At 41.7% G+C, this 14,439-nt stretch carries 10 protein-coding genes; 5 read left to right on the top strand and 5 right to left on the bottom strand.

All coding sequences use genetic code 11. From position 1 onward, the window contains the following. Positions 1-5: 5 nt before the first annotated feature. The 4 genes from ACN20O_RS16045 to ACN20O_RS16060 form a co-directional block, all read right to left on the bottom strand. A complete protein-coding gene (locus tag ACN20O_RS16045) occupies positions 6-839 on the bottom strand; it encodes a 1,2-phenylacetyl-CoA epoxidase subunit PaaC (RefSeq protein ID WP_491635062.1) in 834 nt (277 codons plus the stop codon). Positions 840-1,003: 164 nt separating this feature from the next. After that, positions 1,004-1,792: an enoyl-CoA hydratase/isomerase family protein gene (locus tag ACN20O_RS16050; RefSeq protein ID WP_491635064.1), complete on the bottom strand. Its 789-nt coding sequence runs from the start codon at positions 1,790-1,792 to the stop codon at positions 1,004-1,006. A gap of 1 nt (position 1,793) precedes the next feature. Beyond that, positions 1,794-2,573, bottom strand: a complete 780-nt coding sequence (locus tag ACN20O_RS16055; RefSeq protein WP_491635066.1) for an enoyl-CoA hydratase-related protein — start codon at positions 2,571-2,573, stop codon at positions 1,794-1,796. Next, entirely contained in the window at positions 2,573-2,881 is a 309-nt protein-coding gene (locus ACN20O_RS16060) for an EthD family reductase (RefSeq protein ID WP_491635068.1), read from the bottom strand. Before ACN20O_RS16060 ends, ACN20O_RS16055 begins: the two co-directional genes overlap by 1 nt. Before the next feature lie 100 nt (positions 2,882-2,981). Here ACN20O_RS16060 and ACN20O_RS16065 point away from each other — a divergent pair, with 100 nt between their 5' ends. From ACN20O_RS16065 to ACN20O_RS16085, 5 genes are all read left to right on the top strand, one after another. Then, complete coding sequence (locus ACN20O_RS16065; RefSeq protein ID WP_491639295.1) at positions 2,982-3,347, top strand: DUF1304 domain-containing protein; 366 nt, start codon at positions 2,982-2,984, stop codon at positions 3,345-3,347. A gap of 114 nt (positions 3,348-3,461) precedes the next feature. Continuing rightward, positions 3,462-6,797, top strand: a complete 3,336-nt coding sequence (locus ACN20O_RS16070; protein ID WP_491635070.1) for a 2-oxoacid:acceptor oxidoreductase family protein — start codon at positions 3,462-3,464, stop codon at positions 6,795-6,797. Positions 6,798-7,022: 225 nt separating this feature from the next. Then, positions 7,023-10,280, top strand: a complete 3,258-nt coding sequence (locus tag ACN20O_RS16075) for a hypothetical protein (RefSeq protein ID WP_491635072.1) — start codon at positions 7,023-7,025, stop codon at positions 10,278-10,280. Further along, positions 10,270-11,067 carry a hypothetical protein gene (locus ACN20O_RS16080; protein ID WP_491635074.1) on the top strand — a complete coding sequence of 266 codons (798 nt, stop codon included), beginning with the start codon at positions 10,270-10,272 and terminating at the stop codon, positions 11,065-11,067. Before ACN20O_RS16075 ends, ACN20O_RS16080 begins: the two co-directional genes overlap by 11 nt. A 29-nt stretch (positions 11,068-11,096) precedes the next feature. Further along, positions 11,097-12,425: an MBL fold metallo-hydrolase gene (locus ACN20O_RS16085; protein WP_491635076.1), complete on the top strand. Its 1,329-nt coding sequence runs from the start codon at positions 11,097-11,099 to the stop codon at positions 12,423-12,425. On the opposite strand, the gene acs is transcribed toward ACN20O_RS16085, so the two are convergent. Next, a complete protein-coding gene (gene acs, locus ACN20O_RS16090) occupies positions 12,422-14,290 on the bottom strand; it encodes an acetate--CoA ligase (RefSeq protein ID WP_491635078.1) in 1,869 nt (622 codons plus the stop codon). The genes ACN20O_RS16085 and acs overlap by 4 nt on opposite strands. Positions 14,291-14,439: the final 149 nt, after the last annotated feature.

Raw genomic sequence — 14,439 nt, forward strand, 5'->3', positions numbered from 1 at the left:
TTTACTTATGCTTTTTTAGGGTCTCTTTGTGGTTGATCTTCTTCTTTATAAGTTGGAACAACTAATCCGGCTTCGTCACAAAGCTCCTGGATTTCTTTTAGGAAAGCTGTACGAACTTCCTGGTTTGTTCTTTGTTTTAGTCCAAGGCGAACGTAAAGATCATTTGTCTGACCTTGAGTGTTTCCAAAAACGTTCATAACTCTTGGCCACCAAAGATTTAGTCTTTCTTGTAGGAATTCTTTTTTTGCCGGGTCTTTTGCCAGGATCTTGATCCACTTATCTCCGTGAGCTAAGTGCATAACTTCTTCTTTGTAAATTCCTTCAATCGCTTTTTTCCATGGAAGGTAGCTTGAGTTGAAAGTGTCTTGAAGCTGGTGACCAGCAGCTCTGTCCATCAGGAAGTTGAAAAGAATGTAATCTTCCCAGTGCTTGATGTTGTAGTAGAAAATGTTTACGCGGTAGTCATCTTTAAGTCTTTTGAAACCAATGTTGATTTGGTCTTCTTCTAGTTTGTATCCCAGGTCTTTAGCTTCAGTATGAGCAAGAGTGTCTTGTCCCAATTCGTCTAAAAGGCGGTACATAACATTTGCGTGTCTCATTTCGTCTTTAACCATTTGAGCAACGATAACTTTTTCTTGAAGTGTTGGAGCTTTTTCAATCCATGGCATGTATCCAAGGGCACCAGAGTACTCAGAGTCACCTTGCATCCACATAAGGTTTAGAAGGTGCTTGCGGTAGAACGCTGGCATGTCGTCTGTCGCTTCAAACGTTTTACCGTTTTTGATGTCCTCAAAAAGTTTTAATTCATCTGCTGAATAGCTGTAAGCATTTCCGGTCATAATCTTCTCCTATAAAAATTCGTAATGAAAGTTTTTACTTTTAATTCTTAAATCTTTTCATTCAAGCGTAGTTATCGCGGCCAGGCTGAACTCTTGAATTGCGTTTTTGGTCTCTTTTTTTGTTCAGGCGGAGTAAAAATGCTCCACTCGAGATTTTTTTCAGCCTAGTTTCCAGTAAAGTTTGGTTGTCTTTTTTCTAAGAAAGCCGTCAGACCTTCTTTGTAATCTGCACTTCTGCCTAAGAAGCGCTGAACATGCATTTCTCTTTCCATTGATTCGCTGAAGTTTGAATCAAGGGCCGCTTTAACGTTCGCTTTAATCATTGAAGAGGCAAGAGGTGAGAGTTTATTTAGTGATTGCGAGTACTCCATTGCTTTGGCCATTACATCATCACTAAGAGCATTGATTAATCCTGTCGTGTGAAGCTCATCCGTCGTAATAGCTTCGCCTAGAAGGAAAAACTCCATAGTCTTTTGGTAGCCAAGAGCGCGCGAGAAAATGTAAGTTGAGCCAGCATCAGGAGCAAGGCCTAGTTTAGAGAAAGCTCCAACGAACTTTACTCCTGGCTTACTCACGATAAGGTCACAAGCGATGGCCACAGAAATTCCAGCACCAGCGCAAACGCCGTTAACGGCAGCAATGACAATTTTCTTTGATTCACGGATCGCTGTCACCAGCGGGTTCCATTCTGTTTGCAGAGTGTAACCTAAGTCCACTCCGCCGTTTCCAACTTGAACACTGCGATCGTTAAGGTCTTGTCCTGTACAGAATGCTTTTCCTTCACCCGTCAGAATGATTGAAAAAACACTCGGGCTCTTATTGGCTTCACGGATCGCTTGAACGATTTCCATTTTAGCGTCGAAGTTAAGAGCGTTGTATAGCTCAGGACGATTCATTGAAATCGTCGCCGTTCTGTTTTCTTCAGAATATTTAATATACTTAAACTGGCTCATGTTAATTCCCTTTGTAAGTTGGATTTCTTTTTTCCATGAACGCTTTCATTCCTTCTTTCTGATCCCCTGAAGAGAATGTCAGGTAGAAGTTTCTGCGCTCAAAATCCATTCCGTCTTTTAACGTCATTTCAAAAGACTTATTGACGGCTTCTTTGGCCAGGCGGACAGCTACCGGGGCGCGGTCTGAAATCGTTTTAGCGAGTTCAAACGTTTCCTGCAAAAGCGTTTGTGCCGGAACAACTTTTGCCACTAGACCCCAGTCACAAGCTGTGTGGGCATCAATCATGTCACCAGTTAAAACCATCATCATCGCTTTTGATTTCCCAATTGCGCGAGTGAGTCTTTGAGTCCCACCAGCTCCCGGGATTGTTCCGATTTTAATTTCTGGTTGAGAAAACTTAGCGTCGTCACCGGCGATGATTAAATCACATGACATCGCCAGTTCACATCCACCACCAAGAGCAAAACCGTTAACGGCTGCGATGATAGGTTTAGTGATCAGTTTTAACATCTCCCATGTGCGGAAGCGCTGGTCGTTGATTTGGTCAATTGGTGTCGCTGTTACCATCTGGGCAATGTCTGCACCAGCGGCAAAAGCGCGCTCGTTTCCAGTTAAGATAATCACGCGAACATTTGGATTTTTATCCAGAGTCAGCATGGTATCGACTAGCTCTTCCATCAAGTCAGTTGAAAGAGCGTTTAGAACCTTTGGACGGTTTAACTTCACAAGAGCAATGTGCTCGTGATTGTTATACGGGTATTCTAATAAAATGTTTTCCATTAGAACTTCACCACTTCTTCTTCAGCAAAATGAACAGAAACAATGTCTTTGTAGTTTGAGAAAGCGTCTTTTCCACATGCCATGTTTTCTGGAGAACCCATTGCTGCTTTGAAATCTTCTTTGTTGGCAAAACAAACTTCTGTGATTAAGTGAAGATCACTTGCTCCACGTGGGCCTCCTGAAACTTTATTCATGCGAACTTCTGCAACATGAGGAACTTTTCTTACAAGTTCTGTGTGGCTTTTAAACCAGTCAGCAAATGCATTAACGTCAGTTGGAACTTTGTATACAGCAATCATTTTAAACATAATGTTTTCCTTGGTAATTTTGAGTGAAAAGTTTCAAAATAGTAGCATTAGCTTTTTTGCTTTAGCAAACTTTAAAGGCGTGTGTTCAGGAGGGAAAATGATCAATTTAGTGGCCAATACTGCAGTGATTTTAGTTGCTGTCTTGCACATTTATTTCCTCTACCTGGAGATGTTCCAATGGACCAAGCCTCTGGGGCTTAAAATCTTCAGAAATGACACTGAGTTTGCTAACAAAAGCGCTGTTTTAGCTGCGAATCAAGGGCTTTATAACGGTTTTCTTGCGGCCGGTCTTATTTGGTCGGCCCTGGCTTCGGGAAATGAGGCCCTCCATTTGAAAATTTTCTTTCTTGGATGTGTGATCGTGGCAGGTTTATACGGCGGGTATTCCGCTAACAAAAAAATCTTTTTTATCCAGGCACTGCCAGCGCTTATTGCTCTGGCATTAGTCCTGAATATGTATTTCTAGTTAAGTTTTACAAAAAATCTTCTCTTGGATTTTTTTGGGCCTCACAAAATAGGCTTTCCAGTATTTTTGTGAGATATTTTTTGAAAATAAAAATATTTAACGAGAATCCTACATATGACTACCGAAATACTTAACGGGAATGAGCTTATTATTCAAGGGGCCCTGGAAGCAGGCTTCCATCTGTATACTGGCTATCCCGGATCTCCTTTAGCTGATTACTTCAACATACTTTATGAAAGAAAAAAAGAATTCAAAGAAAAAGGAATTAGAGTTGTTATTGCCAACTCTGAAGCCAATGCAGCTGCGATGGCCTCGGGAGCAAAACAAGCTCACAAGAACGCACTCGTCGCGATGAAGTCGATGGGTCTTCATGTGGCCTCAGATGCTCTGTCTGTTGGTAACTTCGCGAACCCAGGGAAGGGAGGAGTTGTTGTCGTTGTTGGAGATGACCCTTGGTCAATTTCAACTTCTAGTCCGGCCGATTCACGTTACTTATTTAAACATCTACACATTCCGTTTTTAGATCCATCAACTCCACAAGAATTAAAAGACTGGATGAAAAAAGCTTTAGAGATTTCTCTTGAGACTTCTGTTTACCAGGGAGTTCTTTTAACAACTTTTCTTGCTGAAGGTGGCGGGCGAGTTGTTATTGGTGAAGAAAAGAAAATTGATAAAGAGCTCATTGAATTAAATCCAGCTGAGTTTGACCTCGCTAAAAACGTAATGGTTCCGCCGAATTCATTCCGCGCTGATATCACGATGATCAAAGAGCGTTTCCCAAAAGTTTACGATGTTTTAAAAGCAAAAAAACTAGATCAGGTATTTGGTAACTCAGCTTCAAAAGTAGGGTTCATTACCAGTGGAGCTGTTTTTGAAATTTTAAAACAAGTTCTTGATGACAATGATGCTCTTGAGAGATTCTCTCTCTACAAAGTGGGAGCGCCATACCCGTTAATTGATGATTTACTAGTTCCTTATTTAAAAGGACTTGAGACGTTAATTGTCGTTGAAGAAAAAAGAGGTTTCTTAGAAACAGAACTAAGAGAGCTTATCAGCAGAAACGGTTTATCACTTAAAATTTACGGAAAACGCTTTGACGATGTTGAAGGTTTCCCGGTTTACGGTGGATTAAACTACGATTTAGTCCTGGATAAAATTTCAACCATCTTTAATAAATTAAATCTTGGGGCCTGTCACACGTCAAAACCCGGAGTGGTTTTAGCTGAAGTGATGCCAAGAAGACTTCCGACATTTTGTCCGGGATGTCCTCACCGTGAAACACTTTCTCTTTTAAAAGATCTGCGCGGTCACTTAAAAAAACAAAACATCAATCTGATCTCTCACGGAGATGTTGGTTGTTACTCGCTTTCATTTCTTGAGCCGTTTAAAGAGATGCATAACCTTTCGGCCATGGGACAAGGTGGGGCATTGGGTGCAGGAGTGGATTTATTCACGACCAATCCCTCAGTTGTCTTGATGGGAGATTCGACTTTCTTCCATTCGGGGATCACTGATATTTCAAACTCGGTTCAGATGGGTCACGATATTACTTACATTCTTTTAGATAACGACAACACGGCAATGACGGGGCACCAGATGACTCCGAGAACGGGGGAGTCGGTTGAAGGAAAGAAGCGTCCTCCACAAGATATGTTAAGACTGGTTCAGGCCCTAGGTGTAAATGAGGCAATGGAAGTCAATCCAAGTGATCGTTACTTTTATCAAAACCTACTTCGCGAAACAGTGGTGAAGAAAGGAACCAAAGTTATTATCTCAAATAAAGAATGCGGGCTGACTTTTCATGGGAAAAAGAAATCAAGCGAGAGAAAAATCTTTAACAATAATGAAACGCTGGATATTCAGCGCTTTTATCAAATCAATACAGATGCCTGTGAAGACTGCCGCGCTTGTGTTGAAATGACAGGTTGCCCGGGGCTTTCGCAAACCTTTGATGCCTACGGAACGAAAGTGACAATTGACCCACAAATTTGTGTGTCGGATAGTTACTGTACAAAAATTAAAGCTTGCCCAAGTTTTGAGTTGGTAGAAGTCTCTGACTATCACCCGACAAAATACAAAAAGAGTGAAGTAAAAAAACTTGAAGCGGCAAATATCCCTCTGCCAATCCAGAAAAAAACTCTAGAGACGATCGCTGCAGGTGTTGATTACCGTGCAGTCGTAACCGGTGTTGGAGGTTCGGGAGTGACAACTATTTCCCGCGTGCTGGCTGAAGCTGCTAAAGCAATGGGTGGACGTGATGATGTCGACTTTAAGTTCGTCGATCAAAAAGGCCTTGCTCAAAGAAATGGAAACGTAACTAGCCACCTTGCTCTTTATAAAAAAGGGAAGTCTCATGCGCAGGTGACACCGATGGGAGGAGCTGACGTTCTTCTTTCTCCAGATCTTTTAGATGGATCTCACCACTTAGGTTTTTTAAGTGAAAAGGGAATTGCGATTCTCGATCAAAAATTCCAGATTCCACTTTCACTTCTTCTTGACCGCGGAACTTTAAAAGACCCGGTTAACGAGATCACACTTTCAAATAAATTGACTGATCTTTTAAAAGAGCGCGTGAAGCTTCTGCCGATGAAGGAAGTTTCAGAAGCTCATCTTGGAAAAAGCGTTTACGCTTCGGCCTTGATTTTAGGAGCGGCTTTCCAGATGGGGCTAATTCCATTCTCATTAAATGACCTTGAAGCGGCCTTTGGTCGCACGATGAAAAAGAGTGAGCTGGACAATAACCTGATGGCCTTCACTTTAGGGCGCAGGCTTGCTTTAGGTGAGAATCTACAAGTTGCACAGGAAGCTGTGCCAATGGTGAGCTTATTAGAAGCTTCATTAAAAGAGAGCTCTCTTTTTAATGGTAGTAAATACGCCTCGGTCTTTAAAGCAGCGACTGCTGAAATAAAAACAATTGCACCTGATGTTTCTGAAGAGCATCTGGCCCGTTATGTTCACGATCTTTTAATCTTTGATCGTGGAGCAAAGCTTTCTCACTTTATTAATGAGGTCAAAACACTAAGCTCTTTATATAAAGACCCTGTGCTTTTTGCCATGGCCTTAAGAACGCTGGCGAAGACTTACTTTATTAAAGACGAAGTTTTCATCGCTCATATGATGGTCTCACCCATGAGACGTCTTCAGGATGAAAAGACTTATAAAGAGCTTGGAACATCTTACAAGAAGGTTTTCATTAACCGCCCAAGCTTTGATTTAGGTGATAAGAAGGTCGAGTTCGATTTCTCTCCAAAACCATGGATGCTAAAAACCATGAGGCACTTGAGGTTTTTAAGGGCCGCTCTTCCGGCCTGGCATAAAGAGGAGCGCAGGATTGCTGGCGAGGTAAGATCGCGAATCCTTGGAAAGACCCTGGATTTTAAAGACCTGCGCGCTTTGGAAAATATCAAGGGGTACCGTCAGGTCCGCTACGATATGGCAACCCACCTATAAAAATTTCAGACATTCACCTTTAAACAAAAAGGCCGGATATAATAACCCAAATTATATCCGGCCTTTTTTGTAGAGAATTGGCAAAGACATTGCTTTAAACACACTGACAATAAACTCCACCAAAATAATGGACGATTTTTGGAGACTAGTTAGCACTATTTTAGTGTCTAAATGGCCCTGAAAAATCGTCGTTTTTATTTTTGATGCCGACTTGGGAGATTTCGTATGCGTTTATTAACTCGCTTTTTTCTGATGATTGCCGTGAGCTTAGGAGTGGTTCAGGCGGCCGACATTCCAGGGTACATTGGAAATCAATCTTTCCGATTAACTGACGATCCAGAATTAAACAACGTTAACAGACGCGCAGACGATGCCAAAGTCGATGTTGCCCGTGCAGAGCAGGCCCAGGCCCAGATTGGGGACCATGTAAGAGTGCTGGAGCAACAACAGCGTTCATTAACAGAAAGAATGAACTCACTGACAGCTGAAGCTGCTTCACTTAAAAACGTGAAAGCGACATTAGTGGCAAAACTTGAAGAGTTAAAAAAGACTCCGGAAGTAAACGCTGAAGCGATCAATGCTGTACAAAAAGAAATCGAAAGCCTTGATGCTCAAATCCTAGAAAAAAATAAGCAAGCAGGACAAGCAAAACTAGAGCTTGGTCCGGTTAACGTTCGCCTGGATCAGGTAAGAAACGATTTTAACCTTGCTGGAAGAAAAGCAGAAGACGCTCGCCAGAGAATGCAAATCGCTGCTCGCCAAAGAGACGATTATAGAGATGAGCTAGTTCTAGCAATTAAGAAAATTAACAATGAAGGAGCTCGCGTTGGTCAATCAGATGGATCAATGGATGGAGCGGATATGTCTTACCGTTTAGGTAACGACCGTGGAAACGTTGATGGTCAAAACGATGGTCTGTCTCAGGGAACAGTTGACGGACAAGACCGCTTCTACAGAAGAGGAGCTGAGCAAGGTGAGCGCGATGGATCTAGCAGAGCGCGCATCAATGGCCAGAAAGATGGAACAAATGAAGGAACAGCAAACGGTAACTCGAGTGCTGGTAACAGAGAAGGTCGCATTGCAGGAATCAAGAGAGCAGACGTAAGTAACGCGGCTCAGGTTGGTGTCGACCAAGGTAAAAAAGCAGGTATGGAGCGTGCTGTTTCAACTGGTAAAGTTGACGGACGCAATAACGGTGAAGCTGAAACAACAAGAAAGCTTGAATCAGGTGAATTAAAATCAATTAACCTTGATGGTACATTTGCAGGTAGTTTCCAGAGAAGAAGCCCGGATTATCCAGGGGACTTCAATGGACCAAACTACAAACCAAACATCAACCACAGCAAAGACATCATGAGAAGAGCATTTGCTGATGGATACGTTTTCACTTACCGTCAATACACACGTTTTGAATTCCAAAGAAGAATTGATTCAGATTATAACCAAGGATATGACGTATCTTATAAAGGTGCTTACGATTCAGCGGTTAACCGTGACTACCCAGCTTACTACGATCAAGGTCGTCGTGAGGCAGATGCTCGCGCTTACAACCGAGACTACCCTCTAGTTAAAGCTGAAGCTTACAGAATTGCTTTTGCTCAATTCGATGCTTCTCCAAACAGATCAAGTACAGAATTCAAATCGTCTTATACGGGAAGCGAAGCTTCTGCTTACGCTCAAAGATATGAAGATATCCGTTCAGCAAACTTTGATAAGACTGAGCTTGATGTTTTCAACGCAAACATTGCTACTCAAACAGAAATCTACCGTCAGAAGAGAATTGCTGAAGTAACGGCCGTTTATAACTCAAACGCAGTTCTTCAATTCGTATCAAGTGAAATGCTTGATGGTGGTATTAAGGGTGTCGCTCTTCTTGATGGTGTATTCCAGCCAGGTGAGACAACAAACCACAACGTCGTTCTAAGAAACTTCGGATTTAAAGATGCAGCTAACGTATCGGTGATCTTAGAAGGTGGACAGTCAGTAAAACTTCCAAGCATTCCAGCTAGAAGTATCGTAACAATTAAAGGTGCAGTTCAAGGATCAGTTAACACTGCTCTAAGCACAGTATACAGATCAGCTCTAAGAGTTGTGTCTCCATTAACTTCGGGGGATGCAGTTGAAGGACGTCACTTTGATAAGATCAATATTTCGATTCTAAAAGATGCTGACCAAAAGACAGTTCGCGTGGCATACCCACTAGCTCTATCTGGTCTAAGTCTTGAGTCTCAGTTACTAAAAGGATCAAAAAACAAACTTAGAATTGCTTTAACAAACAACTCTAAGCGCGAGTACAAGGGCGAGCTTAAAATTAAGCTTGAGACAAACTCACAAAACCCAATCATCACTAAAGACTTTAGTGTTGTTGGATCTCTTCAATCAACAGTAACTCTATCGGATGCTGAAATCTTGGTAGATGCTGAACAAGATGCTTACCGCGATCTAGCGATCAGCGCTCGCGTAGAGCAAAACGGTGTAGTGATCGGGGTTCTTTCTCAAGACTTCGTGACAATGGCAAAAGCACAATTTACTGACAAAGGTAAAGTGCCAGTTCTTGTTGCTAATACTGATGCTCAGTTAAACGATTTCCTTGATGCTCTACAAGCGATGGGTGGATCTGAAAAAGTCTCTATCCTTGACTTAAGTCTTCAGTCTCTAAACGCTGGGACAATTGCGAATGGTCTTTCTCAAAAAGTACTAGTGGTTCTTGATGACTCGAACTCAACAAGCATGAAGTCGCTAAACGCTTTCCTTGGAAAGTCAAAGTCTTCAACTTTCCTTCTAGTTGATGATTCAAATGCTGGTCTAAAAAACATCCATTCAATTGGATCTATGAAAGATGCTTCTAAGCTTCTTTTTGGAAAGCGCTCTGTTCACTTCACAAACCCACACAGAGCAACTGGTGTTCTTAAGTCGAGTGCTTTAATGCAATCAAGTTTAAGAGGATTCACAAGTGATTTAGCTCTTGCTCAGTCACTGGCACTAACTCCAGCAGAACTACTTGCTGAAATTAAGATAAAAGTAACTCCAGAAAACTTCAATACACCAAACGATACAATCAAGGTGTACTCGCTAAAAGCTCTATCTGAAGTTCTTGCTATCAACGTAGCGTACGATGAATCAGGTGGAATCTTCTCTCGTGATAAAAAATGGGCGAAGATGATCGAAGAAGATGGATCACTTTTCCACAATGCTCTAAAAGCTGCTTCTGCTGGTGATGTCGTGGTTTCTAAGCTTCCATTTGTTCTTTCGGCAATCGCAATGAAAGAAACTCTTTCAAGTGCAATGAGTCGTGGAGATGGGATCTACAAAGACATGAAACTTAAGATCCAGAATGCAACGAATGGAGTTCTTAAGGATATGGAAAATTCTTTTGAGAAAAGTTTGAAAAAGAATTTTAAAGAGACTTATAATAAGGCATATGCAAATAAGGCCGTACATAATCCATTCTATATTCCAGAACCAACGACTTTTGATAACTAAGTTTATAGGGCCGCTTCTTTTAGGAGCGGCCTTTTTCTTTTTTCCCTCTGCCCAAGGGGCCCTAAAGATTGCCATTGTCGATACCGGCTTTTGCTCAAATAAAGCTCAGACTCATTCAAAAACTCACAAAATTCTTCCAACACTAGATATGACAGAAAGCAATGAGTACAATTGTGCTAAAGTTACACCAAAAGAACTTAGTGAATCAGGTCGTTTTCATGGCCAGCATGTTCTGAATGAATTTTTAAAATTCCTTCCTAAAAAAATTAAAGCACAGATCACTCCATTAGTTGTCTACGATAAAACGGGGACACAGACCAAGGATGGATGGAGTAAAGCGATTGAGTATATTGAAAAAGAAAAGATGGACCTGGTACTCACGGCTTCAGGTTTTATTTCAGATAAAAAATTAGTCAATGAACTGCCTTCAATTTGGTTTATTCCTTCAGGCAGAACTGAGCGCCTCATTTCTAAGGAAACTGTACTGTTCCCGCAGAGCCTTGCGCCTAAACCAAACATTATTATGATTGGCGATTATTTCGATAAAGGGCAAATCATTTACGATCAGGCCCTCTTGTATCAAGATCACATCGACTATTACTTCCCATCGGGCAATAGAGCTTTTCAAGGAGCTTCTCGCGCTGTGGCCGAAGCGATGGGAAAAGCCCTAGAGAAATGCTTTATTACTAAAGAAGTCGGTGAGGCGCATCTACTGCGTCTTTGTTTACTGAAAAACAGTAAAGTCCTTAAAGATCCTATCCTTAAAAAAGAGTTCAAAACCTTCTAAAAGAAGTCTATTGGTGATACCCTAGGCGCATGAAAGAATCAGTATCCGCCGTATTTACCACCAATGACCAAATCTTTTTTATTAAGAGACAAAATTACTTGAATGTCTTCCCGGGTTATTATGCAACTCCCGGAGGAAAAGTAGATGCAACAGACTGCGAAGAGGCCTTGCCTCATGCTATCTGGCCTGCTCATATGAAACCTCAGCTTCTGCATGCACTTATCCGCGAAGTCAGAGAAGAGCTCAATTATGATTTAGTGGCGGCCATTGAAAATGGTGAAGTTGAAGCGATTGAAGATATCGGTTTAGCGATTACACCTGAATTCAATCCTTATAGATTTAAAAATTATTATATTAAAATTCACCTTAAAACTCCTAAGGAGTTTAGTCTCGATCCAAGCGAAGTTGAGTTTGGAGAGTGGAATACGCCAAAGAATTTACTTGAGCGCTACCGCCAGGGGCATGTACTTGCGGTTCCACCAGCTGTTGTTTTATTAAAAACCTTTGAAAAAAATCCCCTGCACAATACGCCGATTGAAATGTCTCTTCCTCATGACCCGGAAACAGAAGTGCCGATGATTGAGTCTATTTATGGCGTTAGACAATTTCTTCCGCTCTCACACACATTTCCTCCGGCAAATCGCACGAACTCTTTTATTATCGGCGATGAAGATGCCATCAAATACTTAATTGATCCATCTCCTAAGGACGAAGCAGAACTTAAGAAGTTTTTAAAGTCAGTGAATAAAATTGGCTTTGACCGAATTCTTATTACTCACCACCACCCTGATCACTATGAATTCTCACGCGATATCGCTTTAGAATATAAAGTGCCAATGGAGATGAGTCAGTTTACATATACAATCATCGGTGCTGAGTACTTTAAAGGTATCGAAGTCGTGATTAGAAAAGAAGGTGATATTCTGACCAAGAGTTTAGGTCACGATGTGATCGTGTACGAAGTTCCAGGGCATGATGAAGGACAACTTGCCATTGCTCCAAGAAACCTAAGCTGGTTTCTGGCCGGTGATTTAATTCAGACTATTGGAACAGTTGTGATCGGAGGACCTGAAGGGGATATGAAGAAGTACTTCAACTCTCTTCAACGTGTGATTGATTTAAACCCAAAGAATATAATCCCAAGTCATGGGATTATTATTGGTGGAACTCATAAGATTTCAGAAACGCTTAAGCACAGGCAAGAGCGCGAGAATCAAATCAAAGAACTTTTAAAGATGGGAAGAAACCTACAGGAAATCCTCGATGTCGTGTATGTCGGGCTTAAACCAGAGCTTCTACCATATGCTTTAAAAACGATAGAAGCTCACATTACAAAAATTAACAACGAAAATAACTAGCAGTTCAGCTCTTTTTTCCCGGCGATCAGTTTTTCTACGATCTCTGGGTTTAAAAGAGTTGAAGTGTCGCCGATACTTTCAATCTCGTTTTCAACGATCTTTCTTAAAATACGTCTCATGATTTTTCCTGAGCGTGTTTTTGGCAGACCTTCTACAACTTGAATAATATCCGGCTTAGCAATTGGCCCGATAATCTTATTAACAGTCTCACGGATTTCTTTTTCCAGAGTTTCAGAATCTTCAACTCCATCAACAGGGATAACAAAAGCGTAGAGCCCCTGGCCTTTGATCGGGTGTGGGAGTCCAACGACTGCACTTTCAATGACTGATGGGTGCTCATTAATGGCATCTTCAACTTCTGCCGTTCCAATTCTGTGGCCAGAAACGTTGATAACATCATCGACACGTCCAGTGATGCGGTAATAGCCGTCACTATCTCTCTTTGCTCCGTCTCCTGTAAAATAATATCCAGGATACGTAGAGAAATAAGTTTGAATAAACCTTTCGTGATCCCCGTAAATGGTTCTGGCAAGTGAAGGCCAAGGTGCTTTCAAACATAGGTTCCCGCTGGCCACCAGGTCTTTGATTTCTTTTCCGTTTTCATCCATTAAGCACGGCTCAATTCCTGGAAGTGGAAGTGTCGCGTGAGCAGGTTTTAATTTTGTAAGGCCTGCTTGTGGAGAAATCAGGATTCCTCCTGTTTCTGTTTGCCACCAGGTATCGACGATCGGGCATTTTTCTTTTCCTACGTGTTTGTGATACCAGTGCCAAGCTTCTTCGTTGATCGGCTCACCCACAGAACCTAAAACTTTAAGCGATGACATCTTAAAACTATCCGGGATCTCGTGCCCGAATTTTTCCAGCGACCTGATCGCAGTTGGGGCAGTATAAAGGTGAGTGACTTTGTGCTTTTCAACAACTTCCCAAAAACGTGCTGGAGTTGGGAATGTTGGAACACCTTCAAACATGACTGTCGTCGCACCATTTAAGAGTGGCCCGTAGGTCATGTAACTATGTCCAGTGATCCAGCCAATATCGGCCGTACACCAGAAGATATCATTTTCTTTGTATTGGAAAACGTCTTTAAAACTTTTTCCTACGTGAACCATGTATCCTGCCGTTGTATGCAGAAGCCCTTTTGGTTTTCCTGTTGATCCAGAAGTGTAAAGAATGAAGAGAGGATGTTCTGCTTCCACTGGAGTTGGTGGGCAGTAAAGTTCAGCTCCTTTAATTAATGTTTCATAATTATAGTCGCGACCACCTTTCATCGTGATTTCATTATTTGTTCTTTTCACAACCAAAACCGTTTCAACTGAATCAAGTCCTTCTATCGCTTCATCGACCATGGCCTTAAGCTGGATAAGTTTATCCCCGCGGTAAGCTCCGTCGTGAGTGACGATCAGTTTTGCTTTTGAATCTTCAAGTCTTCCTCTCAGTGAAAGAGGAGAGAATCCACCAAAGACTACCGTGTGAATAGCGCCAATGCGGGCACAAGCTAAAATACCAATCATCAGTTCCGGAGTCATTCCCATGTAGAAACAAACGACGTCGCCTTTTTTAATTCCTTTAGACTTTAAAAGATTAGCAAAACGACAAACACTTAAATGAAGTTCGCCGTAAGTTAAAAATGATGAAGGCTCATTTGGATTGTTGGGTTCAAAGATGAGTGCTTTTTTACTTCTTCTGTTTTCAAGATGGCGGTCAAGACAGTTTTCAGTGATGTTGAGTTCGGCGCCATTAAACCACGTTACATTGGCCTTGTGAAAATCCCCGCTAATAAGGTTGTCCCACTTTTTTTTCCAGACATAACCCTGGGCCAGCTCACTCCAATACGCGGATTGTTCGCTACTTAGTAGTTTAGACATATCTGATTCCTTCCATAAATGTTTATTGATGAGATAATTTTAGACCACTTAACTCGGGGATGACAAATTTTTGGGGCGAAATTGAAACTGCGAAGCTTTACTTAAATAGCCAATTTTACAATGGCTTTATTGTACCGGAGTCCTTTTCT

The organism is Bacteriovorax sp. As-1, assembly GCF_058446905.1.

What these genes read in the sequence shown, in the direction of transcription:
- ACN20O_RS16085 (WP_491635076.1), top strand. Translation starts at nt 11,097, where the DNA reads ATGAAAGAATCAGTATCCGCCGTATTTACCACCAATGACCAAATCTTT.
- ACN20O_RS16070 (WP_491635070.1), top strand. Translation starts at nt 3,462, where the DNA reads ATGACTACCGAAATACTTAACGGGAATGAGCTTATTATTCAAGGGGCC.
- ACN20O_RS16075 (WP_491635072.1), top strand. Translation starts at nt 7,023, where the DNA reads ATGCGTTTATTAACTCGCTTTTTTCTGATGATTGCCGTGAGCTTAGGA.
- ACN20O_RS16050 (WP_491635064.1), bottom strand. Translation starts at nt 1,792, where the DNA reads ATGAGCCAGTTTAAGTATATTAAATATTCTGAAGAAAACAGAACGGCG.
- ACN20O_RS16060 (WP_491635068.1), bottom strand. Translation starts at nt 2,881, where the DNA reads ATGTTTAAAATGATTGCTGTATACAAAGTTCCAACTGACGTTAATGCA.
- ACN20O_RS16055 (WP_491635066.1), bottom strand. Translation starts at nt 2,573, where the DNA reads ATGGAAAACATTTTATTAGAATACCCGTATAACAATCACGAGCACATT.
- ACN20O_RS16045 (WP_491635062.1), bottom strand. Translation starts at nt 839, where the DNA reads ATGACCGGAAATGCTTACAGCTATTCAGCAGATGAATTAAAACTTTTT.
- acs (WP_491635078.1), bottom strand. Translation starts at nt 14,290, where the DNA reads ATGTCTAAACTACTAAGTAGCGAACAATCCGCGTATTGGAGTGAGCTG.